This window comes from Leptolyngbya sp. 7M (genome assembly GCF_018128485.1).
The window spans coordinates 5803034-5827850 of record NZ_CP070897.1 but is presented as its reverse complement, the minus strand read 5'-3'; the positions used below and the strand labels follow the sequence as shown (position 1 = coordinate 5827850).

28 protein-coding genes and 2 pseudogenes are annotated in these 24817 nt (G+C 50.7%); 22 read left to right on the top strand and 8 right to left on the bottom strand.

Translation table 11 applies throughout. From position 1 onward, the window contains the following. Window positions 1-55: 55 nt before the first annotated feature. Window positions 56-313, bottom strand: a complete 258-nt coding sequence (locus JVX88_RS30845) for a hypothetical protein (RefSeq protein ID WP_211622258.1) — start codon at window positions 311-313, stop codon at window positions 56-58. Window positions 314-477: 164 nt separating this feature from the next. Between JVX88_RS30845 and JVX88_RS30840 the strand changes: the two genes are divergently transcribed. From JVX88_RS30840 to JVX88_RS30810, 7 genes are all read left to right on the top strand, one after another. Then, window positions 478-717, top strand: coding sequence for a hypothetical protein (locus JVX88_RS30840; RefSeq protein ID WP_211622257.1), 240 nt, complete (start codon window positions 478-480; stop codon window positions 715-717). A gap of 183 nt (window positions 718-900) precedes the next feature. Continuing rightward, window positions 901-1332, top strand: a complete 432-nt coding sequence (locus tag JVX88_RS30835; protein WP_211622256.1) for a DUF3455 domain-containing protein — start codon at window positions 901-903, stop codon at window positions 1330-1332. Between the two features lie 359 nt (window positions 1333-1691). Beyond that, a complete protein-coding gene (locus JVX88_RS30830) occupies window positions 1692-1892 on the top strand; it encodes a hypothetical protein (protein WP_211622255.1) in 201 nt (66 codons plus the stop codon). A 262-nt stretch (window positions 1893-2154) separates the two neighbouring features. Then, window positions 2155-2631: a hypothetical protein gene (locus JVX88_RS30825; protein ID WP_211622254.1), complete on the top strand. Its 477-nt coding sequence runs from the start codon at window positions 2155-2157 to the stop codon at window positions 2629-2631. 78 nt (window positions 2632-2709) lie between these two features. After that, a complete protein-coding gene (locus JVX88_RS30820; RefSeq protein ID WP_211622253.1) occupies window positions 2710-3423 on the top strand; it encodes a hypothetical protein in 714 nt (237 codons plus the stop codon). A gap of 554 nt (window positions 3424-3977) precedes the next feature. Beyond that, complete coding sequence (locus JVX88_RS30815) at window positions 3978-5114, top strand: serine hydrolase (protein ID WP_211622252.1); 1137 nt, start codon at window positions 3978-3980, stop codon at window positions 5112-5114. A 282-nt stretch (window positions 5115-5396) separates the two neighbouring features. After that, window positions 5397-6065, top strand: coding sequence for a putative bifunctional diguanylate cyclase/phosphodiesterase (locus JVX88_RS30810; protein WP_263975327.1), 669 nt, complete (start codon window positions 5397-5399; stop codon window positions 6063-6065). A gap of 32 nt (window positions 6066-6097) precedes the next feature. Here the strand turns inward: JVX88_RS30810 and JVX88_RS30805 are convergent, their stop codons facing one another. Continuing rightward, window positions 6098-6838 (bottom strand): peptidylprolyl isomerase, encoded by a 741-nt coding sequence (locus JVX88_RS30805; RefSeq protein WP_211622250.1) that lies wholly within the window; start codon window positions 6836-6838, stop codon window positions 6098-6100. A 231-nt stretch (window positions 6839-7069) separates the two neighbouring features. Here JVX88_RS30805 and JVX88_RS30800 point away from each other — a divergent pair, with 231 nt between their 5' ends. Together JVX88_RS30800 and JVX88_RS30795 are read left to right on the top strand one after the other, a co-directional pair. Then, the gene (locus tag JVX88_RS30800; RefSeq protein WP_211622249.1) at window positions 7070-7687 is read left to right on the top strand and encodes a Uma2 family endonuclease; all 618 of its coding nucleotides are present in this window, start codon (window positions 7070-7072) and stop codon (window positions 7685-7687) included. Between the two features lie 177 nt (window positions 7688-7864). Then, window positions 7865-8266, top strand: a complete 402-nt coding sequence (locus tag JVX88_RS30795; protein WP_211622248.1) for an ABC transporter transmembrane domain-containing protein — start codon at window positions 7865-7867, stop codon at window positions 8264-8266. A gap of 204 nt (window positions 8267-8470) precedes the next feature. Here the strand turns inward: JVX88_RS30795 and JVX88_RS41300 are convergent, their stop codons facing one another. The 3 genes and pseudogenes from JVX88_RS41300 to JVX88_RS30780 all read right to left on the bottom strand — a co-directional run. Further along, a complete protein-coding gene (locus tag JVX88_RS41300) occupies window positions 8471-8779 on the bottom strand; it encodes a transposase (protein ID WP_211622247.1) in 309 nt (102 codons plus the stop codon). Between the two features lie 7 nt (window positions 8780-8786). Beyond that, the gene (locus tag JVX88_RS41295) at window positions 8787-9194 is read right to left on the bottom strand and encodes a transposase (RefSeq protein ID WP_211622246.1); all 408 of its coding nucleotides are present in this window, start codon (window positions 9192-9194) and stop codon (window positions 8787-8789) included. A 131-nt stretch (window positions 9195-9325) separates the two neighbouring features. Continuing rightward, window positions 9326-9490: pseudogene (locus JVX88_RS30780) on the bottom strand (DUF29 family protein); the annotation flags it as partial. A gap of 137 nt (window positions 9491-9627) precedes the next feature. On the opposite strand from JVX88_RS30780, the gene JVX88_RS39550 reads away from it, so the two are divergent. From JVX88_RS39550 to JVX88_RS30770, 3 genes are all read left to right on the top strand, one after another. Beyond that, window positions 9628-11337 (top strand): aminotransferase class III-fold pyridoxal phosphate-dependent enzyme, encoded by a 1710-nt coding sequence (locus JVX88_RS39550; RefSeq protein ID WP_263975326.1) that lies wholly within the window; start codon window positions 9628-9630, stop codon window positions 11335-11337. Further along, window positions 11297-12040, top strand: a complete 744-nt coding sequence (locus tag JVX88_RS30775; protein WP_263975325.1) for a lytic transglycosylase domain-containing protein — start codon at window positions 11297-11299, stop codon at window positions 12038-12040. Before JVX88_RS39550 ends, JVX88_RS30775 begins: the two co-directional genes overlap by 41 nt. A gap of 240 nt (window positions 12041-12280) precedes the next feature. Further along, a complete protein-coding gene (locus JVX88_RS30770) occupies window positions 12281-12526 on the top strand; it encodes a response regulator (protein WP_211622244.1) in 246 nt (81 codons plus the stop codon). A gap of 32 nt (window positions 12527-12558) precedes the next feature. On the opposite strand, the gene JVX88_RS30765 is transcribed toward JVX88_RS30770, so the two are convergent. Next, on the bottom strand, window positions 12559-14061 hold the full coding sequence (locus JVX88_RS30765) for a hypothetical protein (protein ID WP_211622243.1): 1503 nt from the start codon (window positions 14059-14061) through the stop codon (window positions 12559-12561). 326 nt (window positions 14062-14387) lie between these two features. Here JVX88_RS30765 and JVX88_RS30760 point away from each other — a divergent pair, with 326 nt between their 5' ends. After that, the gene (locus tag JVX88_RS30760; protein ID WP_211622242.1) at window positions 14388-15179 is read left to right on the top strand and encodes a hypothetical protein; all 792 of its coding nucleotides are present in this window, start codon (window positions 14388-14390) and stop codon (window positions 15177-15179) included. Between the two features lie 409 nt (window positions 15180-15588). On the opposite strand, the gene JVX88_RS30755 is transcribed toward JVX88_RS30760, so the two are convergent. Beyond that, complete coding sequence (locus JVX88_RS30755) at window positions 15589-16680, bottom strand: ATP-grasp domain-containing protein (RefSeq protein WP_211622241.1); 1092 nt, start codon at window positions 16678-16680, stop codon at window positions 15589-15591. Here JVX88_RS30755 and JVX88_RS30750 point away from each other — a divergent pair. The 8 genes and pseudogenes from JVX88_RS30750 to JVX88_RS43425 all read left to right on the top strand — a co-directional run bounded on the left by JVX88_RS30750 (window position 16674) and on the right by JVX88_RS43425 (window position 23020). Beyond that, on the top strand, window positions 16674-17279 hold the full coding sequence (locus JVX88_RS30750) for an ABC transporter substrate-binding protein (RefSeq protein WP_263975324.1): 606 nt from the start codon (window positions 16674-16676) through the stop codon (window positions 17277-17279). The two genes, JVX88_RS30755 and JVX88_RS30750, sit on opposite strands and share 7 nt — an antisense overlap. Before the next feature lie 152 nt (window positions 17280-17431). Continuing rightward, entirely contained in the window at window positions 17432-18481 is a 1050-nt protein-coding gene (locus JVX88_RS43430) for a nitrilase-related carbon-nitrogen hydrolase (protein WP_211622239.1), read from the top strand. Between the two features lie 56 nt (window positions 18482-18537). After that, window positions 18538-19671, top strand: coding sequence for a glycosyltransferase family 2 protein (locus tag JVX88_RS30740; protein WP_225931230.1), 1134 nt, complete (start codon window positions 18538-18540; stop codon window positions 19669-19671). Then, a complete protein-coding gene (locus tag JVX88_RS30735; RefSeq protein WP_211622238.1) occupies window positions 19565-20098 on the top strand; it encodes an ABC transporter permease in 534 nt (177 codons plus the stop codon). Before JVX88_RS30740 ends, JVX88_RS30735 begins: the two co-directional genes overlap by 107 nt. 1 nt (window position 20099) lies before the next feature. Next, entirely contained in the window at window positions 20100-20447 is a 348-nt protein-coding gene (locus JVX88_RS30730) for a hydroxyisourate hydrolase (RefSeq protein ID WP_211622237.1), read from the top strand. Between the two features lie 128 nt (window positions 20448-20575). Continuing rightward, window positions 20576-20869 (top strand): annotated as a pseudogene (locus tag JVX88_RS44585) (amidase family protein); the annotation flags it as partial. A gap of 54 nt (window positions 20870-20923) precedes the next feature. Then, window positions 20924-21280 carry a DUF3574 domain-containing protein gene (locus JVX88_RS30720; protein ID WP_211622236.1) on the top strand — a complete coding sequence of 119 codons (357 nt, stop codon included), beginning with the start codon at window positions 20924-20926 and terminating at the stop codon, window positions 21278-21280. Between the two features lie 87 nt (window positions 21281-21367). Further along, on the top strand, window positions 21368-23020 hold the full coding sequence (locus JVX88_RS43425; RefSeq protein ID WP_211622235.1) for a class I SAM-dependent methyltransferase: 1653 nt from the start codon (window positions 21368-21370) through the stop codon (window positions 23018-23020). A 301-nt stretch (window positions 23021-23321) separates the two neighbouring features. Here the strand turns inward: JVX88_RS43425 and JVX88_RS30710 are convergent, their stop codons facing one another. After that, on the bottom strand, window positions 23322-23819 hold the full coding sequence (locus JVX88_RS30710) for a sensor histidine kinase (RefSeq protein WP_263975322.1): 498 nt from the start codon (window positions 23817-23819) through the stop codon (window positions 23322-23324). Between JVX88_RS30710 and JVX88_RS30705 the strand changes: the two genes are divergently transcribed. Then, window positions 23785-24789, top strand: a complete 1005-nt coding sequence (locus JVX88_RS30705) for an RNB domain-containing ribonuclease (RefSeq protein ID WP_263975321.1) — start codon at window positions 23785-23787, stop codon at window positions 24787-24789. The two genes, JVX88_RS30710 and JVX88_RS30705, sit on opposite strands and share 35 nt — an antisense overlap. The last annotated feature ends 28 nt before the right edge of the window (window positions 24790-24817 follow it).

Sequence of the window (24817 nt, the reverse complement as noted above, 5' to 3'; positions counted from 1 at the left end):
ATGCACCAGAAACAGCATCAGCGATAGACCGGCCACAATCCAGCGTCCAGGCGGGTCAAACAGGAAGCAGCTCCGGATCATTACAATCAGGTACAGCGTTGGCAGGATATGCAGATAGCCCAGCGTGGTGCCATAGAAAATCAGGCCGATCTCGATTGCGGTATAGAGATAGCGAATCGGCGTCTTGCCGCTGGGCAATAACCACCCCATGACACCCAGCGATACCAAGATCAAAATATGCTGTATGGGTAAGCTTTGCCGCTGCCATGCTTCGATTGCCGCCATTGCCCCACAGCTCGCGAGCATCAGCCATTCGGTGTAGAGCAGGAACCGAAACGGTTGGGGTTGGGTTTTGAAGAGAGCAATCATAGGAGTGAACCGCAGAAGGTGATTCTCTAATAGATACTGCGAATTGGGCAGCAATTCCAGAGTTTGGTCGAATTTTCTAACTTTCGTTGATGCTCACCCGCCGGGGGTATGACGAAGGATAGAGCCAAATGGCTGAGATTGGCAGTGAATTGGCAGGCTGAAAATGCCTATTTCGTTGAGTTGGTCTCAAGACCTTCTTCAGATGGTTTGAGTCGGGAGATTGCCTACGATACAGGTATAGCGAACGCCAGAAAACCCGAAATCAAGAAACGAGCTGATTCGCTAGAGTTCACGAGCAGTGATTTTGCGATTCTGCCGGAAGGAGCCGTGGCTTCTCCAGCTCGCTGATTTGTATTCCTGAGATTTGATCGTTCAACATTCAATTCATTCAATTCATTCAATTCATTCAACTACAGTAATCCTTTGTAGGATTTGAACGGGGTGCAGGGGTGGAATCCCTGCGTGGGGGCAGCGCCCTCACCCCCCTGTTCACAATCAATTTGTAAACGCTGTAACTAGGAGAAGATTCTCATGAAATATACTGCATCATTTACCCTAGGTTTATTGACTGCGCTCAGCAGTTATGCAATTGCTCAAACGGTTTCACCTTCCGCCTCGTCACTAGCTTTATTGCCAGCCGAAATTCAGGTTCCAACAGACCAGCAGCTTCTGCTAACCGTGAAGGCTGAGGGCGACCAGATTTACACCTGTCAAGCGCAAGCCGATGCACCCAATCAGTTTGAGTGGACCTTGAAAGCACCGGAAGCCTTACTTTATGACGAGCGTGGTCAAGAAGTCGGTCATCACCTTCGTTTTCTGTCTTCAAGTGATGAGCGCATTGAAATCAATATGAGCAAGGAATCCTGTTTCAAATATGCCTTGATTTGCCGCAATTTTTTCGGTCGCTTTCAGGACAGGAGAGAGGTGAATAGAACAGCCTCGGAACGCCCATTTCAAATCTAGCCTTTACTTCTTCCTACTGAATCAAACAGTTTTGGTTGAGCCAAATCAACAAGTGTTAACAGCTGCTGCAATACGCTTGTGTTTATGCAGCGTATGGTTTATTCTGTCCAGTACTGGTTTTTCTTTGCCCTAAAGAGAATCAGTAATTTAGCTCAAGGACAACCTAGGGCGCTGATCCAAAAGTGTTAGCGGCACTCATGGACCAGCTCACCTGACTCTCTGGGGTAACAGAGAGCAAGGCTGTGTTGATTGTACAATCTCGCGGCCTCGCTTGATGCAGACCGAATAGTCAGAAGTAGTCAGGGCATCAAGCCTTGAGCTGTTTCTTCTCGAAACTAAAAAAGCGAGGCTACATTACTATGACTACTGAATTGAACGAATTTCTGAACATCCAGGATGACGAGAAAGTACAAATCTGGATTATCGGTACTAGAGACCGCGTGAATCACCAGATTAATGAATTCTGTGCTCGCAAGTTTGTCACCGATCGAAACAAATTCAGTCCATTGATTCCATCGCCGTTCGATCAAGGCAAGTATATGACGGTGTTGATTCGCTAAAGCAAGAAGAGTCAGGAGTTAGAACAGGGAGTTCAGAAGCTCAGAAGCACAGAAGCTCAGAAGGTTTCTTGGCTCCTGTACAGGTGGATTGAGCCAATTATGCTTTGCTGACAGTTCACCGTTTCTGCAAAGCCTGATCCTGCCCCGATTCCTGGCTCCTGGCTCCTCAATTCTATCTCCTGCCTCATTCAGTCCTACGATATTAACCGCTCCCAGTACAGTAATATTTCTAACAAGCAGCCTGTCTGAGGAGGAGAAACACGTGGTAGAGCAGCGATGGTGGGGAGTTGGGACAACCGTAGTGATTGGAATGGCAGCAATTAGTTTAGATCCTCAGCAGTCTCTAGCGACATCAGCTCCGCCCCAGGTTCTACTGATCACTCCATCACCGAATTCAGCTCCAGTGGCTGTGCCATTGCCAGAACAGGACATCGCTCAGCAGGTGAATCCTTCAGTGCCTACTGTGCCGCTACCCGAAATAGACCTACCAGCCAATCAGCCCACGCGCATCACGCCGCCTCTCCCCACACTGCCTTTGCCCGAACAGCCGCTGCCCCAATTACCTGCTCCAGAAGACCTGTTACCCACGCCTGCTCCCGTCCAGCCCGAAGATCTGCCAGGAGATGTGCCGGCCACCGTATTTGTCGAGCGCTTCAACGTGGTGGGCAGTACGGTGTTTACTGAGGAGGAGATTGAAGAAGCCATGAATGAGCTTCAAAAAATTGATGAAATTACCTGATCTGTCAGGATCGCCTATATGTGGGTGCGTACCATATAGAAGGATGCTGCTCTACTCTACATACTCAGGACAGAAAATATGCCTCAAACATTGAATAAATCGATCAAGGCAACTGAAGCAAAAGCTGTCAAAGCATCACAATCCCAATCTTCTTACATGCAAACCCGGATTCTGCTGGTTTTATGGACGCTGGGTGAAGCTACAAAGAGCGAATTGAAGGCTAGCTTGGTAAGGAAACGTGAAAAAGAAACGGCAGTTGAGTACGAGAGCCGAAACAACTCCTACTTAGCAGCAATCACTCAACTTGAGGCTGATCAAGCTGTTCTAGTGAATGGGAATAAATTTTCACTCTCTGAAACAGGACTCAATCTGTTGGAGCAAGGCTTACTTAGCCCAGATTTCACCTTTGATGCTCAAATTGGCGCAAAAACTGCAAACGCACTTCTAAGATGGATGCGTCAGCGAGCTTCAGGAATTGCATCCTCAACCGATAGCAAACCAACGGCTAGGGCTATTGCATCGTATGAAGAATTTGAAACAGTTGCAACAGAAGTTTTTGAACGGCTTAATCAAGACTTCAACCTAAATAACCTTGTGCCGATTTATCGAATTCGGCGGGAAATTGGTGATCGCGTCAGCCGCAGTCAGTTCAATGAATGGTTGCTGGAGATGCAAGCAAGAGATGTTTGGCAGCTTATTGGTGGCGAAATGCCAGAACTTACACCCGATAAAGCTGAGGATTCAATCAAAACCGCATTAGGTGGCGTTCGCTACTACGCGAAGCAACTATAGAAGCTTCACAACTTAAATCTATCTTTTTACGATTTTGCCATTTCGTTGAGTTTCGAGCACGATTATGTCTACCCCCGCTCCATCACCGCTTGCAGAAATCAATGCTGTTCTTCAAGAACATAACCCTTTTGCTCAACCACCTTTTGTCAACGCAAACAACGTCTGGGGTAAAGGCTTTCCAGATGTGGAGTTCCTGAACGCCCATGCTTCTGACGCAGTTTTTGCGGCTTTGGAAGACATCCGGATAGGAAAATATTCGACCACATCACTCTTAATTTCAGCTCAAGACGGAACTGGCAAAACCCATATCATCAGCCGAATTCGCCATCGTCTGCAAGCTCAAGGTGGGGCGCTGTTTGTTTATGCCAACAAGTTCAATGATCTCAACCAAATCAAGGCTGGGTTTCAACAAATTCTAGCCGATAGTTTGAGCAATATTGGCAGCCAAGGAGTTAAACAATGGCAAGAACTTGCAACAGCAATGGCAAATGATGCTTTACAAGTCGTCAATGCAAGTGCACAGCCAATAGCAGCTAAAGATTTGGTAAAAAAGCTTGAAAACTCAGAGGGTATCGCCCGATCGACTCAGGCAGATTCCCAACGGCAGCCAAATTACACTACGGCAGTTGCTCAACCACACGAGCGGTATTCCCGATTATCTGCCGATTTTGCTGGGAGCAGGCGTGAATCTGTTTCGCGAATGGCAGCCTCAGGAGTTGATTCAGCTGATTGGCGGACAGGCGGCAGACTTTGCTCCTGGAACCGACTGGTCCTACTCCAATACCAACTACATTCTGCTGGGGCTGATCATCGAGCAGGTAACGGGCAACTCCATCGCCACCGAAATCCGCTCACGCATTCTCGATCCGCTGGGTATGCAGCAGACCTATTTTGCCACAGCCGAATCTGGACCAAATCCGGTCAGCGGCTATTGGGATGTGAATAATGACGGTCAATTTGATGATGTAAGCAATCTCAGCCTATCGTGGGCTTGGTCTGCCGGGGCACTCGTCTCGAATACCAAAGACCTGACCCGGTTCGCTCAAGCCTTGTTTGGTGGTGAACTGCTTCAGCCAAATACTCTAGAGCAAATGCTCACTTTTGCTGAACCGATCCGCTCGAATAGCTTTTCTGGCTATGGGCTGGGAATCGCTTGCCTCAAAACCAGTGAAGGCACTTTCTATGGGCATACCGGACTGACGCTGGGCTTCCGCAGCAGCCTCTGGTATCAGCCAGAAACGCAGTTGATCTATACCGACCTGCAAAACACGCGCCGATTTAACAACCTGTTCTCACCCTTGCTCGCCACCTGGGAGGGAGAACCAGAGCGGCCCCTGATGGGTACACCGAGCAACGATTTTCTTCTGGGCAGCGGCAAGCTCGACGCGATTCACGGCAAGGATGGCGATGATCTAATCAGCGGTGGCAAGGGCAATGATTTCCTCTGGGGCAATGCGGGCCGAGATCGGTTCTACCTGGTACCGGGAGAAGGCATTGATGCAATCGTAGACTTTGTGACCACGGAAGACCGGATTCTGCTGCCCAACCTCGACTTTTCTCAGCTCACCCTTACCGAACGATACGGCAACACGATCATCAGCCTCAGCACCACCGGAGAACGTCTGGCCGGACTGATTAACGTCGCGGCTAATCAGCTAACTGCCGCTAATTTTGTCAGCACTCTGACTTGAGTAGTCTGATTTGAGTAGTCTGCTGAAGCAACCGCATCCGTGCAAAATTTGCACAAATCTTCTAGAAGACAAGCAATTTTGAGTACAAGGCAGAGGTCGAGGAGAAAATTACTGCCACCGAGCGCCACAACTAGGCTTCTTCACAAGAACTTAATAAACTTTTGGTTTGAAAAGGCCGAAGAAAGTGTTATTGTTTGTACTGTTTGAGGCTGTTGAGAGCAATTCTCAAGAAATAAACTTTAAGCGTCGAGTTTAAACGTCGAGCAAAAATCGAGCTAATTTTTGTTAGTACGGTGGCAACACCCCGAACGCGGCTTGATTTCCCCAGCAGAGTTTATTCCCCTAGCCGAAGAGATGGGGCTGATCTTGCCCATTGGGCACTGGGTTTTGCAGGAAGCCTGCCAACAACTCTGTCGCTGGCAAGATCAGTTTCCGCAAGCCCATGCTTTAACGATTAGCGTCAATCTTTCTGCCAAACAGCTCTTACAGCCCGATTTGGTGGAGCAGGTGGCTCAAGTGCTGCAAACTACTCAGCTCAATCCAGCTCTGCTAAAACTGGAGATTACGGAAAGTGGAATTATTCAAACCGCCGAACCAACAGCGCTGCTGAGTCAACTTAAGGCGCTACAACTTCAGCTTTGCATTGACGACTTTGGCACTGGATATTCGTCGTTGAGTCGGTTGCAGCAATTTCCGATCGACACCTTGAAGATTGACCGCTCTTTTGTGAGCCAAATGCATGAAACCAGCGAAAACGCTGAGATTGTGCATGCGATTATTTCGCTAGCCCATAACCTGGATATGGACGTTGTGGCCGAGGGCATTGAGGTCGCGGAACAATTTGCTCGACTAAAGGCGCTTCGTTGCGAACAAGGGCAGGGCTATTTTTTCTCCCCACCCCTGCATGCTGCAGCAGTAGCGGCGTTGATTACCCAATCACCCAAGTGGTAACCGATAACTGGTAACCGATAACTAGTAACCGATCAGCCGCCTGGTAATTTCATGTTTTCCAGCCCGGAAACAACGCGAGCTGACGTAATCCGGTCGCCTGGTTGAATTTGATCCACCACTTCCATGCCGCTCGTGACATAGCCAAAGACAGCATATTTGCCATCCAGGAAGTCCAGATCGGCGAGGGCAATGTAGAACTGCGATGATGCCGAATCAGGTGGGTTAGAACGGGCCATTGCCACTGCGCCACGGGTATGTCTCAGCTTTGGGGCTTCCGTAATGCCCGCCGTATCAAAGGTTTTGCTGTAAATCGGCTGATCGGCATTTGTGGGTCTGATTTCTAGCGGAATATAGCGCGGTTGAGCCATTGCTGGATCGATAAAACTGCCGGTCCCCAATCGGTCAATTGGGAAGCTGGGGTCTTTGCCCTGCGGATCGCCACCCTGCACGACAAAGGGCTGAGGCTCACGCACCACGCGGTGAAAAGCCAATCCGTTGTAGACTCCTCGATTCACGAGATCGACAAAATTCCCTGCTGTGATTGGCGCATCGGCTCCATCGACTCGAATCACGATTGGCGAACCCTTGACGACCAACTCCACGGTCGCTTCGCCTAATAGCTGGGGCAGATTGTTGAACTGAGGATCCACCTGGACGACGGCGCTGGGCGAGGCCACAGTCGGTGATGCGGTAGGTGAGACTGCCGCTGTAGGACTCTCTGGAGCCGTGGGACTAGCGGGAGTAACTGAATCCCGGCAACGGGACTGAAACATTTATGTCTGCATGGAAGACGGAGAGAACAAGCTGAAGTCGCTAATAACTGAATCCCGGCAACGGGACTGAAACGATCCATTACTGGTCCAGGAATAAAACCTGATTCAGAGCAATCGAAACAGTTCTGATGATTCTCAGCAAAGCCGAGCGAGAGTCCTAATAGAAGCAGCTAGGGTGGGACGTTATAATGAGTAGCCAGTCAGATTCAATAGCGAAGGCAACTACCCAGCATGATCCAGGCTATTCCTAAACCCGTTAGTTTCGATCAGTTCATGGCTTGGTATCCAGAGAACTCAGGACATCGCTACGAGTTACATAACGGGGAAATTGTTGAAATGCCTAAGCCTATTGGCAAGCATTCCGAGGTTGCTGGATTTCTTGCCGAGAGCTTGTTTGTTGAGATTGCGCGATTGCAATTGCCGTACTTTATTCCTAAGGAATGTATCGTCAAAGTAAATGAATCAGGATATGAACCTGATATTATCGTACTAAATCGGCAGACAATCAGCTTAGATACACGCTGGGAAAAGGAATCTACAATCACTCGCAGTCAATCTGCCGAGCTGGTGATTGAGATTGTCAGCACCAACTGGAGCAATGACTATGCCCTCAAACTAGAGGACTATGAAGCGTTTGGGATTGAGGAATACTGGATCTGTGACTATCTTGGGTTAGGCGGCAGGCGTTATATTGACACACCCAAACAGCCAACCTTCTCGGTTTATCGACTCGATGCAGCAGGCACTTACCAGTGCAGGCAGTTTCGTGGGCAAGAGAGAATTGAATCTACTATTTTTCCAGAGCTGCAGCTAAGCTTGGCTCAAATCCCAGCCATGCTGCAAGCCTAAACTCCAACAACAAGCTAACTGACAAAACTCTGCCGGTGGGCTGACAGCCACGCCTACAGGGTCAAACCATACCATCGCACAACCAGCAGATCTAGATCCTGCTTGGGACAGTTCAGCAAATTTCCATTACTCTAAGGCAAGAGATGTTTCGCCACTCCTTCACAGAGGTCGATTGCCTTGGTTCAAATACTCCCTGCTCCCCAAGACCCCTCTTCCGGTTCGCTGCCCCGAGTCCTCAAGAGTTTGGCTGCCTATCGCTGGCTGGCTGCCGGTGCCTTGGTCAGCTCGTTGCTGCTCACAGCAGCCTATGCTCTCACCCCCCAACTGTTTCGCTGGGGAATCGATCAGGGCATTGCCCAAAAAAATCTGGATGTGGTGCTGCTGAGTGCAGGCTGGATGGTCGTCGCGGCGATTGCGCGGGGCCTGTTCAACTTTGGGCAAAGCTTCTGGGCCGAGGCCGCCTCTCAAGGTGTGGCCTACGACTTGCGAAACAAGATTTTCAGCAAAATTCAGAACCTCAGCTTTAGCTGTTGTTTGGCAAAGCGGAACCAGTGGTCTACCCCGAAGCGACGACAGTAAAGTTGCCAAATTTCTGATAAGGGTGGCATTGCCTCGCCGACCCAGGCTAACCAAACGGGTTTTTCAGTGCACTGTTTGCCTGCCTCGTCAAGCCGTTCCACCAAAATCAGGTGCAGTGGATGACCGGCTGCGCTGCGAAAGTGCATAAAGTGCATTTCGTGCCAACCCCGCAAGCGCAAGCGTCCTTGTTTGGCATCGACCACCTCAGTTCTGTTGATTGGGGCTATGCCAAGTGGTGGCGTCATTGAGCTTGAACTGATCGCCATGCACCCTCGGTCTGCCTCTACCGCCATAGGCCGGTGGAGTCGTCCATAAACAGCGATTTGAGCGCAAGCGCATCAACTTATCACAAGCAATATCTGCGGTTGCCAACACAAAGCGGGCACAGCCATACTCACTATCCCAGAGTGAGATCGCGCGAGTGGGGAGGGCCTGAGACACCTGTCGCAGTTGCCATGCCGCTTTGCCAATCGGACTTTCAAAGCTGGTGATGCGCTCGTGTCGCAATGGCAATGCCCAACTACTGCCCACTTCGGGAATCCAAGCCAGCGTACTCCAAACCCTGTCCCACCCCAACCGGAGGATTGCCCAAGCGCGTGGCTTGATGTTCGTAGGTGCGCTCCTGCAAAGTGACGGCAAAAGGACGTGCCCAGATCGTGTGGTCCCCTGCTATCACCGGAGGCTCCGTTTGCTTCATCTGCTCAATATACAGTCGCATCAGCTTGCGCCGTTGGGGACGGCTATCCTGCAAGGCTTCGTACAGACTCGACCACTGTCTGCGAAACAAAGGGCTACAACTGAGTTCAGCAAAGCTGTTGACTCTGGGACTACTCAAGATGGCATCGCCCAACTCAAACATCGCATCATGGGCACGTCCTAAGCATTTGTAGGCAGTTTGACGAAACGCAAGCAATTTGTCAGCATTCATAGCGGTACTGAGAATTGGTGGTTCTTTTCTCAGAGTGCTAGGAGCAGTCCACTGAATTTCTTTGGCTGCTCCTTTTCAACCCCTTCCTGCTCCGCTTAGTCTAAACTCCAGTTAACGAAACCACCGGCCTGTTACCAAAACTTTTCATTCAGCAGCGCATCGATCTCGTGGCTAAATTCCCACTGATCAGGAAACTTGGCTTGCGGATAATCTTCTCGCACCATTGCTAACGCTTCTGCCCAACATTTGGGAAACAGGGGCGTTATGTCATTGCGTAAACTAGGCGATTGTTCAAGTAAATCATCAGTTTGTTACTCTAATTGTTCTCTTAAATTTTGCTCTCAAAATTAGGATACCTGTAACGTTCTCTGTTCCTTGGTTTGATTTTATCAGGATAGATTGCCCTCTGCTGCCTGGAAGGGTGACAACAGGGTTGGCGAACCAACTGCATCAGAACTCGACGGTTGACGCCGCGGTGCTGGCGATCGTGAACGAGGTGCGTGCCAAGTCGGCGTTGCTGACGGGCCCGCGCGGGCCGGTGGCCGAGCTGCGCGTGGGGTACGAGGAGTTCATGAGGCGTGCGGCGGAGGTGCGTGGTCGGCCTCTGCTGTACCCGTACCTGGGATCGGGGCTGGGCAACGGGGCGCTGGTGGAGCTGGCCGACGGGAGCGTGAAGTGGGACATGATCTGTGGGATCGGGGTGCACTTCTTCGGACACTCCGACCCGGACCTTGCCGAGGCGTCGCTGCGCGGCGCGCTGGATGACACGCTCAAGCACGGCAACCTGATGAGCAACTTCGAGGCGTACCGGCTGGCGGAGACGCTCCTGGCGGAGGCGAAGAAGAAGTCGCGGCTTCGTCACGCGTACATCGCCACGGGCGGGGCGATGGCCAACGAGAACGCGCTGAAGGTGTGCTACCAGAAGAAGGTTCTCGACCACATGCGGTCGCTGGCGGCGGATCCCAGCGCCAAGCCCGAGACGCTGCTGGCGCGGGCGACGCCGACGATGCGTGTGATCGCGTTCAAGGACTGCTTCATGGGCCGATCGCTGACGATGGCGCAGATCGGTGACAACCATGCCGGCCGGGAGGGGCTTCCCAACGGGGTGTTCGTGGATTACATGCCCTTCTGGGACCCCGCGGCGGCTGAGCGGATGGGCGGGAAGAAGCGATTTATCGACATGGCGGTGTGGCACCTGGAGCAGTACATCCACCGCTACCCCGGCGCGCACGCGTGCTTCATTTTCGAGTCGTGCCAGGGTGAGGGCGGGTTCAATGTGGGCGACCGGGACTATCTCAAGGCGCTCATGGATGTGTGCAAACACCACAAGATCGCGGTGTGGGACGACGAGATCCAGACGTTCGGCCGATCCCCCAGCTCGATGTTCATGTACGAGCACTTTGATCTGGGGGAGTACGTCGACGTGTTCTGCGTGGGCAAGATGACGCAGGCGTGCGTGACGATGTGGAGCGAGGAGTTCAATCCGAAGTCGGCGATCCTCTCGGGCACGTTCACGGGCGAGGGGGCGAGCTTCCGCGTCGGTCAGCGCGTGATCGAGCGGCTCCGCGACGGGCACTACTACGGGCCGGGCGGTGCGATCGAGCGTCACCACGAGCAGTTCCGGCGGCACGCGATGGCGCTGGTGGCCAAGCATCCCGAGTGGTTCCCGAAGATTCCCGAGGTGACGGACGTGGTGGGGGGCCTTGGGGCGATGATGCGTTTCACGCCGTTTGCGGGGAAGAAGGACAAGGTGATGAAGGCGTGCAAGACGTGCTTCGAGGAAGGGGTGATCCTGTTCTACGCCGGGCATGGGCCGTACCACGTGCGGATGCTGCCGCCGCTGGGCCGAACTGGCTCCAATGGCGGCCTTTTGGGCAGGCAAGTGGGCCACCCAACTGAATCAGCAGACTCAAGCTCAGGAATTCTTTCAACATACGCTGAGCCGCTATCCCGATTCGTACTATGCCTGGAGGTCTGCTGCCCTGCTGGGTTGGGATGTGGGCGATTTTTCTACTCTGCGCCAGAAGATACCCCAAGTCACCAAAGTTGGACAGCGCGTTACCCTACCGGCCGGTTCCGAGTCTCTGCAAGAACTCTATCGGTTGGGGCAGGACCGGGATGCTTGGACGCTCTGGCAGGTTGAGTTTACCAATCGGCTCAAACCCACTGTAGCTGAACAGTTCACCGATGGGTTGCTGCGATTGAGCATGGACGATCATCTGAATGGAATTTTCATGCTCTCTAGCCTAGCCTGGCGGGAAACGCCAGAAGAGCGAGCCGAATACAAAGCCTTGAAGCAGCAGATCGGCTACTGGCAAGCGCTCTATCCCTTTCCCTACATGGAAACAATTGAGCAATGGGCACAGCAGCGGCAGCTCAACCCCATGCTGGTAATTGCCCTAATTCGGCAAGAATCGCGCTTTGAACCCGAAATTGAATCTTCGGCAGGAGCTTTGGGATTGATGCAGGTGATGCCAGAGACCGGAGACTGGGTTGCTAAACAGATTGGCCTGCAAAATTACAGCTTAACGAATCCGGTTGACAACATTAACCTCGGTACCTGGTATCTCGACTACACCCATCGCGAATACACCAACAACTCGATGCTGGCCGTGGCAAGCTATAATGCTGGACCCGGCAGCGTAGCCGATTGGATCAAGAAATACGGCCTAGAGGATCCCGACCGCTTTGTCGAAGAAATTCCGTTCCCCGAAACCAGGGGCTATGTGGAATCGGTGCTTGGTAACTATTGGAACTACTTGCGTCTTTACAATCCAGAAGTCTCACAAAAACTAGCCGCAGTCTCATCCGAACATGCTGCCGTGATTAAAAATAGCCAGCCCTAGAAGCTGAGAAACCGAAAGCATAATCCGGCCTGAAGCATTAGTACTAATTGAAGCATTAGTACTAATAAGTATTAATACCAAAGGCTACTTCCTGGGACAGATTAGAAATGCAAACCTAATGATTAAGATAGACATAATCCTTAAGAAAACTTGAAAACAGTTCTAAATCTCTATTGGTTCTGGCACCTTTGATCTAACCTCAGTATAAATTCTGATGTCCCTTTGCTTTAAGTATTAAACATGTCTCGCTCCCAATCTTCTAGGATTGATCGCATCCTGGCAGTTGATGATTCCCCTGATAATTTATTTTTGATTCAAACCATTTTGGATGATAAAGGCTATGAGATTACTCTGGCCGAGAATGGTCAGTCTGCCCTAGCTCAGATTGAAAAAAATCCGCCCGATTTAATTTTATCTGACACCCTTTGTCAGTGTCCGCTAACTCCCTTCTGTCAGATTAAGTTTCATCTATTACACTTAATTTAGGAGTCAGGAGTTAGGTGCGTGATCGATTAGACTTAAAGTTCTGACCTGGCTCCTCCTTCCCTTTGCCGATAGAGCCGCTCTGCTTCGTCTACAATCTGTTCGATGTCTACATCTGTGAGTCTCTGAACATAGTTGATTTTGATTTCTTCTAATAAATCGATTAGCAGGTCTTCAATTTCTTGGACATTGTGTTTCTTCTTCAGCTCAGTCGCCAACGCATCTCGGAAATTTTGGGCCAAGTTTACAGTCATCTCAGCCACTTCTGGATCTTCCCAAACTTGCACCAAACTCTGATAGGCTCCCTCCGATAGATTCTTGGTGATTCGCTCTGTCGTTCGCTGCGGTAGACGACCAATCACTGGTGCGTATCGCAGTTGAGTGTAGCCAGGAAACTGTTCGAGAATAATATGGTGTAAGGTGTAATTCAGAAATAACTCCAAATCTGGCTGTATCTGCGGAATCACCTGATGAATAATAATATTGGTAATGCGCTTAACGATAATACTAATCTCATTTTGATTATTAACCTGAATGTACTCGCGTCGCAGCTTTGGATAAAGCAGCCACTGCATCACGTCACCTCGACGAATCGCATCTTGACTCAGATCGATGGCATGAACACCAACTACTTGGATCAGCTCTCCAGCAAATCCGAGGGCAAAGTCACGCTGCACTTCTGCTTCTAGAGGAGCCAGATTGATCAAGCCTACCTGATGCAGCCGCAGGGTGACCGGAATGACCCGCAGCCATCGCCAGAAGGGAAACAGCAAAAAGAGGTCATACCATCGCCGCAAGATAGACTCGAACCAGGTTAACTGCGGATCACGCTGACGAATTCCTCGTATTCGCAAGGCTAAATCAATTGCAAAAATGATCATGAACGGCAAATCAATCAGCCAGAAATAGTCAACCGGATGACCGAAGCGATTGACTCGTCGATAGTAATTGGCATTGATTAAGGGATGGATCTGCTGACGCCAAAATTCAAGCTCTGCGGACCAGTTGGCCTGAGTGAGATGGTCTTGACTCCAGAAGCGATCAAAGGCAGCAGAGGGTGTTGCCATGCCGGTACGAGTCTGCAAGCTCTGCTGAATGGTTTCCAGTATGGCGTTTTCTTGACTTGAGAAGGGATTGTGCTGCATCAAGCGTTGACTGAGTAACCGCAGCTCACCAAGGGACGCTGCCAATGCAGGCACCTCGGTTGGGGGAGCGAGTTGGGTGTTTTCCTGGCTTTCTGCTTGAGCTAATTGAGCTTCCACTGCTGCAACCCACTCTAGATACCCCTGGGTTTCAGGATGGGGATGAATGCCCTTTACCGGATCATAAATTTGAACTAAGCGGCACAGATAGCTGTTCGGCCGCAGTTCCGGGTTGAGCCGGATGAACGTGCCCGCGTCAACCAGTTCCTGGCACAGGCGATCATATTCTTCCTGAGAACCATCGCAGAAGTAGACGCGATCGGGTTGGCACAACTCGACCATTTCCGTGATCCAGGCGCGGATCTTCCTGTGCTTGATATAGGCAGGGAATTCCATCTTGCACTCCTTCTCACAAGTGAACCAGTCCCTCTTGAGGGCGGCTGGCTGGATTCTTATCAGGGACAGAAGAAATGTTTTTCGGCGTGCGGTTCTGCATGCTCAGGCTGCGTTTCAATGGGGTCACGGAAGCATCAGAACACTACACTCACAGTATGCCTGACTTCGCCGGATTTACCCTGTGAGGAAAGGCATTCTTTCGGCGTGATGAATCTCAAAAAGCCGAGTGCCGGCTCAGGCTTGTAAAAACGCCCAGCACATTTTTACGTTTCGCATATAATCTTATTTCAGGCATTACATCGCAACTTTTTCTCAGGAGCCTTCTCATGCCAGTCAAACGTACCATCGCCTCGTTTTTACTGTTTCTTGTTGCCAGCCTGCTGGCGCTTCCTGTTCTGGCAGCCACTTCAGCCACATTCGTTTTCGATGCTGTCAGTGATCCCGGTGATCTCCCTGATGGCCCCGACTATATTGTGACCGCTGTCGGTCCCGTCGATGACGCGGGCGGCTGTGATGTCATGGTAATGATCATCGTCGATCCAACCGGCGGCATTCTCGATGTCGATACCCTATGCATCAATATACTCACCGGAACAGGCGGCAGTGATGGCGACTACGGCAGCTTCGACGGCACGATGCCGGCTGCTGGTCCGGCCACCTATGCGCTGTTCGATATCAACGCCACAGATATTGCTGCGCTCGTCGGCTTCAGCGATAACGATCAGGAATATTACGACTATGTGGTCGCCAACGGCGTCCTGCTGTATGAGGATTACTTCGATATTCCCGGATTCGTTAGCGGAACGCCCTACTCGTTTATGGGCGCGCCGGCTCCGGGTGGTGCAGGCGTGCCAACAGGCTGCCGTCTGAGTATCCCAGCCGGTTCCGTTGTGGGAGAAGCGCCGCTGGGTGCGCAGGTTTACTGGTCGCCGGGCAATGTGTCGCCAGGGATTGTCCTCAATCCAGGCACGTATATCGTCGTCGGTCAGGACGAGAGCGAAACCTACTATCAGATCTTCCTCGCCTGCCAGTTCGTCTGGGTACGCAAGGACACTATGCAGCCGAGCTATCTGCCGCCGCAGAACGGCACGCCGCTGCCCACACGAATCGTCAGCTAGCCGAACAATCTTCACAGATCCAATGAAAACAGGGATAACCCAGACGGGGTATCCCTGTTTCATCTGTATGTATGCTGCTGTCAGGCGCGTTCAAGCCCATGGTCAGACGATTCAGTCGGGTTTAAGTCCAGACAGCAGCGGGAAAGTTTTTATCAGAAAATACCGGATTCTCCAGGCCAGCGTATCTACCTAAGGTAGAGCTTAGACTCTGTGAGCGAGCATTCAGATATAGTTGAGTTGAAATCTAGAGTTGAGATTGTGGGCTAATGCCCAACAAACGCTGCTAATTCAACTGCATCGTGGCTACAGAAAAGCTGCACATCGTTACGGTGCTCTGAGTTTCTTCAATGGGTACATCTAATACGTAAATTGACAGCTTGAGGAAATTCCTGCCAATTTAACTTGCAATTCAATCGGTTAAATGCAATCCTTGATGCTGTAGTGTCTGCTCAATCTGCTGCATCTCTTTCAAGGTTTCTCCGGCCACAATGCCGTAGATTTCAGTATAGATTTTGCCATATTTTACTCGTTCCAAAGCGGAAAGAATCAGAAACTCTTTCCGCTCCAGCTGCGGTTTCAAAGTAGATCGAATGGAATCGAGTGTCCCCTCCATCCGGTAGTCACTGGAGTACTTTGCAATTGTCTTGTTAAATTTCAGCAGTTCGTGCCGTTGCAGACAGAGGGGCGTGGAGCCGTTGATGCGAAAATTAGCATCGATAGCGTAAAGTTCTCCATCTTTGGTTTCTAATACATCAAATCCAATTACGCCAAAATATCCTTGCCTGTAAGCATAATTTTCTACTGCTGCAATCATTTCAAAGAACTTGCTCATGCTATTCGCGTAGTCAATTATGCCTCCTAGATAATTACCTTCTGCACTCACAAGCTGCTGAGTTACGCCAATCAACAACGTTTCCCCTTGTTTGTTGACATAGAACTGCACACAATAGTTTTGAATTACCTGTTTGACAAATTCAGAGACAACAATAGTTTCTAATAAATTAATTTTGAGATACTTGTTCAGCTCTTCCAGGCAGTAGTTGAGGTCGTTGGAGCTGCGAATGATGTAAGTCCCCTCACCGGAAAGGCCGTGGGAGGTTTTAATCAAATAGGGAAACTGGGAAGGCAACGGAATCTGATCAAGCCTGACTTGCTTCAGGTTATAGGTTTGATAGTTTGGACACAGCACTCCCAGCTCAGCCAGAGTAGCTTTACTCAATAAACGGTAATGGGTATCAGGATTGACTGCGTGTTTTTCTGGCTGTAAGTGGTCAAAGGGAAACAGGGTAATTACGTTATTGGTGGAAATGCTTTGGTTCAGATCATCTAGATAGGTTGAACCGTCCATCAGCTCTAGCTGGGTGCCAGCAAAATCAAAATGCTCGCGCCAATACTCTAAGAGTGACTCAGGCGGCACAGAAATTACCACACCAGGCAGCTTATTTCCCAACACAGCCAAATTTTTCCAGGGTTCTTTTTGGCAAATCTTATCAATTGACATCCTCCCTACACCGCTATGGCGATGGCAACATGGAAAAAGCTAAGGTGCTCCTCACCGAAGCGGGCATTTCTGCCTCCAATCCGTTGACGTTAGAAATCTGGTACTCTTCTAGCTCGACCAAGCGTAATCTAGTTGCCAATACACTCAAGGCTGCTATTGAGAAAGAGATGGACGGCATGGTCGTGATTGAACCAAAAAGCGTAGAAGCCGCTACCCTGTTTGACAACTTAGATAAGGGCACCTATCCTTCCGTGCTGCTCGACTGGTACCCCGACTATTTCGATTCCGACACATTTATTGAACCGTTCATGTCCTGTGAGAAGGGCAGCGCCAGCACCGGCTGTGAATCAGGGCAAAGCCAAACTGGCGGATCTTTCTACTACAGCGAAAAAGCCAATCAATTGATTCAACAACAGCGAGCTGAACAAGACCCTACCGCTCGTAAACAGCAATTTGAAGAACTACAAGACTTGCTGGCCGAAGACGTGCCATACATTCCCCTCTGGCAAGACAAGGACTACGTGTTTGCCCAAAATGATGTCGAAGGTGTAGAAATTCAGCCCAGTCAGCAGTTTTTCTTCTGGCAAATCAAAAAGTAATCGTCCAACTTTATCGTCCAACTTTGAAGTGGTGGGCAAGGGGAAAGGTAACCAGAGATTCGCTCTCCTGGATACAGTTTGCTGGCAATCGATACAGTTGAATAATCGTTTGAATAATCGTTACACAATCTTCGGACAACCTCTTGCCGGATATGAAAGTTGCCATTGCCCAGCTCAACCCCACCATCGGCGATCTGTCGTACAACACCCAGCAGATTTTAAGCGCCGCTCAAACTGCCGCTGCTCAGGGAGCACGTTTGCTGCTGACGCCAGAACTCTCCCTCTGTGGCTATCCACCCCGCGATTTGCTGATGCAGCCTGCCTTTGTAGCTGAAATGGCGGCCATGCTGACTCAGCTTGCCCAAGCGCTACCAACCGAGATAGCGGTGTTAGTTGGCACGGTGACACCCAATCCGCACGCCTTTCAAACTGGTGGCAAACCCCTATTCAACAGTACAGCCCTGCTGCAAAATGGCCAGGTAGAGCAGTTCTTTCACAAACGCCTGCTGCCCACCTACGATGTCTTTGACGAAGACCGCTACTTTGAACCCAGCAGCGAAACTCGCGCCTTTACCCTAGATGGAGTGCGGATTGGCGTCACCATCTGCGAAGACCTGTGGAACGATGAAACTTTCTGGGGCAAGCGCAACTACGCCATTGATCCCCTCGCCGAACTGGTGGCAGCCGGAGTCGATTTGATTGTCAACCTCTCGGCTTCTCCCTACAGCGTTTCTAAGCAGCAGCTCCGAGAGGCCATTTTGCGGCAGGCCACCCAAACCTACGGACAGCCAATTTTGTACGCCAACCAGGTAGGCGGCACCGATGATTTGGCGTGCGAAAATCTGGTGATTCGCCGGTTTACACCGCATTTGATTCAATATCTGGAGCGAGCCGATCTGTCGATCAGCTTGGGGGGGTACAACACCACGATGAATATTCTGCGCACAGGAGTGCGTTCGCTGATTTTTCCGGCAGCTTCCGAAGAACAGACCGGCGAGCAGACCATTCGAGCCGAGAAGCTAGCCCAACAGGGCATCCTGGACGTGCTCACCACTGCCGATCTCCAGCCTGAACGCTTGGCTGAGAAAATCTTGACCGTGCTGCAACGTCCGCCGGCTTCTCACTCGTTTGATTTGCAGGGTGCAGATAAATCGACAGCTCGAATCAAACAATTGCTTAATAACGTAACGGTTGCTGCCTGAGTTGCTCATCTGTAAGTTACGCGCGAACCAGTTTGTGAACAGGAGAGGAAATAGAAATGTCCCAACCCAATGTTGTCTTGATTGTCGGACCCAGAGAGCGATTTAGCTCAACCCAAACCTCGCTAGAAAGCATCTACCGGGACACCGACTACCCCTTTGATCTAGTCTATGTGGATGTGCACACACCGCCGTCGATTCGTCGCTACCTGGAAGCTCAAGCCCAGGCAAAGCAATTTAAGTTACTGCGCACCGACTACTTTGTTTCTCCCAGCCAAGCTAAAAATGTGGGACTGCGGTATGTCCTCGATCATGCTAAGAATGTTTATAAATACGTTATCTTCATCGAAAACGATGTCATTGTTAAACCAGGTTGGTTAACCAAGCTGGTGGAATGTGCCGAAGCAACCAATGCGGCAGTGGTAGGTCCGCTCACCTGCATCGGTCAACCGGCCCATCAGGTGATCCATAACGCGGGTGGTAAGTCCTACATCACCACAGAAGTCAAAGACGGTCAGATTCGTCGCTATATTTATCAGAGCGCGGCGCTGACGGGTAAAGCAGTGGCCGATGTGCCGGATAAACTGCACCGCAAAAAGACCGATTACGTTGAGTTCCACTGTATGCTGGTGCGGACCGCCATCTTTGAGAAAATTGGTCTGCTGGATGAAGGCATGTTGGCGACTCGCGAGCATATCGATTTCTGCTTCATGGTGACTCAGGCCGGAGGCAGTATCTACAGTGAACGAGAAGCGGTGATCACGACGGATACAATTGGCATCGAGTCGAATCAGCAGGGGTTAGTGAGCTGGTTTGGCTCTGTGCAATTGCCTGACTTTAAGTGGTTTGACTTACCCTACTTCATGGTGCGCTGGAATGACGAGTGGGACCTCGCTAGCCTGCACCATCTGCGCCAAAAATGGCAGCTCACCGAAGATGAGTATTTCAAAAAGCGCTACAAAAAGGTGGGTGCCCGTCGTCATGAGCTGCTGGTTAAACCGCTGGTGCGTCGTCTCACGTTCGGTCAAGGCAACGCTTGGGTGGAAGCTTCTCTGTGTGGTGCTAGGCGTTTGTGCGTCTCTGGCAATGGCCGGAAGCCGTGCCCGATGGGTGGCGGCAATGGATGCGTTGGTGATGTCGCCGCTAGCCTTACCCGGAATTGCAGTTGGTTTAGGCATGCTGACGTTTTTTAGCATGATCGGCTGGCGGCTGTCTGTGGTCACGCTGGTGATCAGTCACGTTGTTATCTGTATTCCCTATGTAGTTCGGACAACGTTGGCTAGTTTGACCCAGCTGGGCAACTCATTACGAGAAGCATCAACAGTTCTAGGGGCAGGGCCGATCTACACTTTCTTTCATGTGACGTTGCCATTAATCAAACAAGGCGTAATTACAGGTGCCTTTATGGCATTCCTGAGTTCGTTTGATAATATTACCGTTTCGTTGTTCCTGTCTGATTCCCGCACCGAGGTATTACCAATTCGGATGTGGTCGATGATCGAGAACGATCTGGATGTCCGTGCGGCTGCGATTTCGGGCTTGCTAATCTTATCCACGGCATTGCTGATGATATTCATGGAACGAGTATCTGGCTTGTCAAAATTCTTGGTTAAATCTTGATATGAGTGGTGGCATTTCAGTACATGTGGTGGATGTGACGCGGGGATTACCAGCTGAAAGCATGCAGGTGGAAATCTTTCAGCTGGGAGTGCCAGAACCGATCGCCGCAGGCTGCTTGTCTGGCAAAGGTACCTTAGACCATCCCATTGCCCAAAAACAAGTTGAGCCTGGTGTTTACGAAGTGGTTTTTTACGTGGGCGACTTCTACCGTCAACTCGGCTATCCGTTGCCCGATTTTCCGTTTGTGGACGTGATGCCGTTTCGGTTTGGGGTTAGTGATGTGCAGCAGCATTATCATTTGCCGCTCAAGGTTTCCCCCTGGGGGTTTTCCCTATTCCGAGGAGGGTAAATGGTGCAGATTACGATTGCTGTGCCGATCAAATGTCGCCCAAACTACGGCAAGTGATTGAAGAGGGGCGCTGCATTTCAGCCATCACCTAGGCTCAGGCCAGACAAACCGCCGTTGCTTATACCCTTTACCTCTCGAAACTATGGTCTGACATTGACGCGATCCTCACACCTGTCACCACAGGTACGGCTCCCCACGGCGTAGAAAACACCGGCTCTCCAATCTTCTGTGCCCTATGGACCCTGTGCGGCTTGCCTGCCATTACTATTCCAGTCCGAACCGCCAGCAATGGTTTACCGCTGGCAATTCAGCTGGTGGCCGCGCGATTGCAAGACTTTGATTTGCTAGCGCTTACTGATTGGGTGATGGGTTGCCTGTCCACTCATCCTCTGTCCAACCACGCCAATTGCCGGTTGCACTGAGTTGAAATGTGACCATGACTAAACATGGCTAAACATGGCTAAACATGGCTAAACATGACTAAACGAGTACTAGATACGATTCAAGCTCCAGGCGCGGTGCTGACAGAAGTATCATTATATTTTGGTTTAGCCAAACCAGGAGGAGTCATTTCCGAAGCCGAGTGGCAAGCATTTTTAGCGCGTGAAGTCACACCTCGCTTCAAAGAAGGACTGACTGTTCTGGATGCTTACGGACAGTATCTTGATAGCAGTGGAACGCTAATTCGAGAAAACACTAAGCTCGTCATCCTGATTTATGCTAACAGTCCGGAGAAGGAAGCAGAGATTCAGGCAATTATGGATACCTACAAACAAACCTTTCAACAGGAATCGGTATTACGAACTACCAGTTTGATCAAAGCAGCTTTTTAGCAGCATGCCATCCGGCCCAACTAATCAGTGATTCGATCTACCCAACCCCCTATAATAATCATGCTAGCCGCTACCTAAACGCTGCCAATGACTGCCAAACCCAAAATTATTGTTCTAGATGATGATCCCACTGGATCGCAAACGGTGCATAGCTGCCTACTGTTGATGAAATGGGATGTGGAAACGCTGCGGCTCGGCTTGGCAGACGAATCGCCAATTTTCTTTGTTTTAACCAACACTCGCGCTATGACCCCTGAGAATGCCCTAGCCACGGTGCAGGAGGTGTGCCATAACCTGAAGCAAGCGATTGCAGCCGCAGGAATTCAGGATTTCCTGGTTGTGAGTCGCTCCGATTCAACCTTGCGCGGCCACTATCCGGTAGAAACAGATGCCATCGCAGCCGTGTTGGGATCGTTTGACGCGCATTTTCTGACGCCAGCTTTCTTTGAAGGAGGGCGATTTACTCGCGATAGCATTCACTACTTAATTGTCAATGGTGTACCCACACCAGTTCACAAAACCGAATTCGCTAACGATTCTGTATTTGGTTACAAACACAGCTACTTGCCCGATTACGTAGAAGAGAAAACCCAAGGCCGAATAAAAGCGAATCAAGTCGAGCGTTTGCTGTTGCAGGATGTTCGTTCCGGCGTGTTGGATCGCTTGATGCAGTTGCACGATAATCAGTGTGTGGTGGTAGATGCCGAAACCCAGACCGATATGAATCGATTTGCCGCCGATGTGCTCAACGCCACGGCCCAAGGCAAACGGTTTTTGTTTCGCAGTGCCGCCAGTCTGTTAACCGCTCTCGCCGCCCTACCGCCCCAACCCGTTCCGCCTGAAGCGATGGCCAGCTACACCCGCAACGGCAAACCAGGCGCGGTGATTGTTGGTTCCCATGTCAAGAAGACTACCGAACAGCTAGAAGAGCTATTGAAAACCATCGGCACCGTCCCAATTGAGGTCGATGTCGTGCATTTACTAGAAAACTCCGAGGCTCAACGCTCCGAGCTGTTAAACCGCACCCTAGATCAGATTCATCAAGTTCATCAGGCAGGCAAAACTCCAGTGATTTTTGACCAGGGCAATCTCAGTTGGGATGCAGCGCTGGAAGTGGAAGTGGCAGCCCATGCGGTTCACGCTCGGATCTGGCCGGAGGCAGGTGCTCAAGGAGATGCTATGCTGCGGCAGAGCTTTCATCGGGTGTTGCAACAGCAAATCGCTAATCCGCCACAGGATATTGTTGATCTTGGCTGTAGCGTTGGCATGAGTACGTTTGCGCTGCAGACAGTTTATCCGCAGGCCAGAATCACAGGTGTTGATCTGTCGCCCTATTTTCTGACAGTGGCTCAATATCGCTCACAGCAGCAGGCAATGCCGGTTACATGGGTACATGCAGCTGCAGAAGCCACCGGCTTACCAAATGCTTCCTTTGATCTGGTTTCAGCTCATTTGGTGTTTCATGAACTGCCCCAAACTGCCGCGATTGCAATTCTGAATGAAGCGAGGCGGTTATTGCGCCCAGGTGGCTATCTCGCGATTATGGACATGAATCCCAATTCAGACGTATTTGTCAGAATGCCACCCTATGTTCTAACGCTGCTCAAAAGTACTGAACCCTATCTTGATCAATACTTTGCTTTGGAGTTGGAGCAGGCGATTTACGCAGCAGGCTTTACAAAACCGACGGTAGTCTGTAACAGCCCTCGTCATCGCACGTTGGTGGCTCAAGTCAGATAGAGTCGGGCATTTTGATATTTGATATTGCCTCTCTATTTACTGTATTTACTGTATAAACTCCTTCAATTACAGATTGTCTCTAATCGATTCGTATTTGCGTTGCTCTTTTTTAGGAAAAACCATTGTAGATATGTTCTAAATTCAATCCATTTCGGGTTAGATTCCCCGACCCTTAGGGCGTTCGTATTCGGTCATGTGAACCGACTTACCCCGCTGCAAGGCAGGGTAAGTTTATTTTATTGATATGTTATTTCTGTTTGCGATGCTCGCTAGCGTCTGCTTGTTTTCAGAAATGGACATACTATCGCAGCCCTTTGGGTAAGCGAATAGTAACGGTTGTGCCTACATCTTCAATGCTGTCAATACTGATATCACCACCATGCAGCTTAACGCAGGTTTGGGTGATGGCAAGACCCAAGCCCGTTCCGGCAATAGCCTCGGCATTACTTGCTCGTTGAAACGCTTGGAATAACTTGTCTTGGTCCGCTAGAGGAATCCCGATTCCCTGATCCTGAATAGAGAAAATCAGATGAGAAGTAGTACCGCTCAAGTGCAGCTCTACTTTGCCGCCGTTTGGCGAATACTTGATCCCGTTAGACAGCAAATTCACCAAGATTTGGCGCAGCAGATCTGAATCACCCCAAAAGCCTTTAGTGTTGCCGCTGACGCGAAAAATAATCTCATACTGTTCGCCAGCCAACCAGCGTTGCTCCTCTACAACGTCAGCCACTAATTCCAAAATGTTGAGCGGGGGCGCAATGGTGGTGTCTTCGCTGCTGCCCGCCCGCTCAATTGTCACCGAACTGATGCTGCTGGCCAACCAAATTGTTGCCTCTCACCTGTTGGCGCTCCAGGTACCGGCAATCTACCGGGTGCACCGAGCACCGGACCCCAGCGATGTGCAGGAATTGCTGAAGCTGGTGAGCAACATGGGCATCGACGCCCACCTGGAACAAGAAGATGTGGTGCATCCCCGCGACTATCAGCGCTTGGTGGAACAGTTTGCTGAGTCTAAAACCGAAAAGGTACTGACCTATCTGCTGCTGTCTACCTTCAAACCCGCTGTCTACAGCACTACCCCCGGTCAACATTTTGGACTAGCGCTGGATGATGGCTATACGCACTTCACGTCGCCGCTGAGACGCTATCCGGATCTGCTGGTGCATCGCGTTCTACATGCGGTGTTTGAGCATGGTCGCGATCGTCGCAGCACTCGGTCCAAAGAGAAAGTCGATCTGCGCCACAGCTCTTGCCACGGTCAAATTAACTGGAATGTATTGCCTACCGATATCCAAACTGAACTCGAAGAAGCCTTTGCCGCTGTTGTGGTCCACCTGACTGAGCAAGAGAAGCTGGCCCAAGAAGCCGAAGCCGACCTGGAGGGACTGAAGAAAGCCGAATTTATGCAGCAGCATACCGGCAAAATCTTCCACGGATTGATTACCGGCGTCCAGTCCTACGGCTTCTTTGTGGAAATCGAAGAGCTGTTGGTGGAGGGGCTAGTGCATGTCAGTTCCTTAAAAGACGACTGGTACGAGTACCGCTCGCGGCAGCAGAAACTCGTAGGCCGCAAAAACCGCAAGCAGTATAAGCTGGGCGACCGGGTTGAGGTGCAAGTTAAGAGCGTTGATTACTATCGTCAGCAGATTGATCTGGTGGCCGTGGGTGGTGGCAGCGAAGCTCCAGACGAAGATGAACCGGAAGAAGTGGTGCTAGAAGACGAACTAGAGGACGCCAACGAGCCGGAAGAAGTGGAGGCGTATGATTAGGAGGTAAGGGCAGAAGCCGGCCCTAACT

Bases quoted from the DNA above. Each gene is read 5' to 3' on its own strand.
- JVX88_RS30845 (WP_211622258.1), bottom strand. From the start codon at position 313: ATGGCTGATGCTCGCGAGCTGTGGGGCAATGGCGGCAATCGAAGCATG.
- JVX88_RS30840 (WP_211622257.1), top strand. From the start codon at position 478: ATGACGAAGGATAGAGCCAAATGGCTGAGATTGGCAGTGAATTGGCAG.
- JVX88_RS30835 (WP_211622256.1), top strand. From the start codon at position 901: ATGAAATATACTGCATCATTTACCCTAGGTTTATTGACTGCGCTCAGC.
- JVX88_RS30830 (WP_211622255.1), top strand. From the start codon at position 1,692: ATGACTACTGAATTGAACGAATTTCTGAACATCCAGGATGACGAGAAA.
- JVX88_RS30820 (WP_211622253.1), top strand. From the start codon at position 2,710: ATGCCTCAAACATTGAATAAATCGATCAAGGCAACTGAAGCAAAAGCT.
- JVX88_RS30805 (WP_211622250.1), bottom strand. From the start codon at position 6,838: ATGTTTCAGTCCCGTTGCCGGGATTCAGTTACTCCCGCTAGTCCCACG.
- JVX88_RS30800 (WP_211622249.1), top strand. From the start codon at position 7,070: ATGATCCAGGCTATTCCTAAACCCGTTAGTTTCGATCAGTTCATGGCT.
- JVX88_RS41295 (WP_211622246.1), bottom strand. From the start codon at position 9,194: ATGAATGCTGACAAATTGCTTGCGTTTCGTCAAACTGCCTACAAATGC.
- JVX88_RS30770 (WP_211622244.1), top strand. From the start codon at position 12,281: ATGTCTCGCTCCCAATCTTCTAGGATTGATCGCATCCTGGCAGTTGAT.
- JVX88_RS30765 (WP_211622243.1), bottom strand. From the start codon at position 14,061: ATGGAATTCCCTGCCTATATCAAGCACAGGAAGATCCGCGCCTGGATC.
- JVX88_RS30760 (WP_211622242.1), top strand. From the start codon at position 14,388: ATGCCAGTCAAACGTACCATCGCCTCGTTTTTACTGTTTCTTGTTGCC.
- JVX88_RS30755 (WP_211622241.1), bottom strand. From the start codon at position 16,680: ATGTCAATTGATAAGATTTGCCAAAAAGAACCCTGGAAAAATTTGGCT.
- JVX88_RS43430 (WP_211622239.1), top strand. From the start codon at position 17,432: ATGAAAGTTGCCATTGCCCAGCTCAACCCCACCATCGGCGATCTGTCG.
- JVX88_RS30740 (WP_225931230.1), top strand. From the start codon at position 18,538: ATGTCCCAACCCAATGTTGTCTTGATTGTCGGACCCAGAGAGCGATTT.
- JVX88_RS30735 (WP_211622238.1), top strand. From the start codon at position 19,565: ATGGCCGGAAGCCGTGCCCGATGGGTGGCGGCAATGGATGCGTTGGTG.
- JVX88_RS30730 (WP_211622237.1), top strand. From the start codon at position 20,100: ATGAGTGGTGGCATTTCAGTACATGTGGTGGATGTGACGCGGGGATTA.
- JVX88_RS30720 (WP_211622236.1), top strand. From the start codon at position 20,924: ATGACTAAACGAGTACTAGATACGATTCAAGCTCCAGGCGCGGTGCTG.
- JVX88_RS43425 (WP_211622235.1), top strand. From the start codon at position 21,368: ATGACTGCCAAACCCAAAATTATTGTTCTAGATGATGATCCCACTGGA.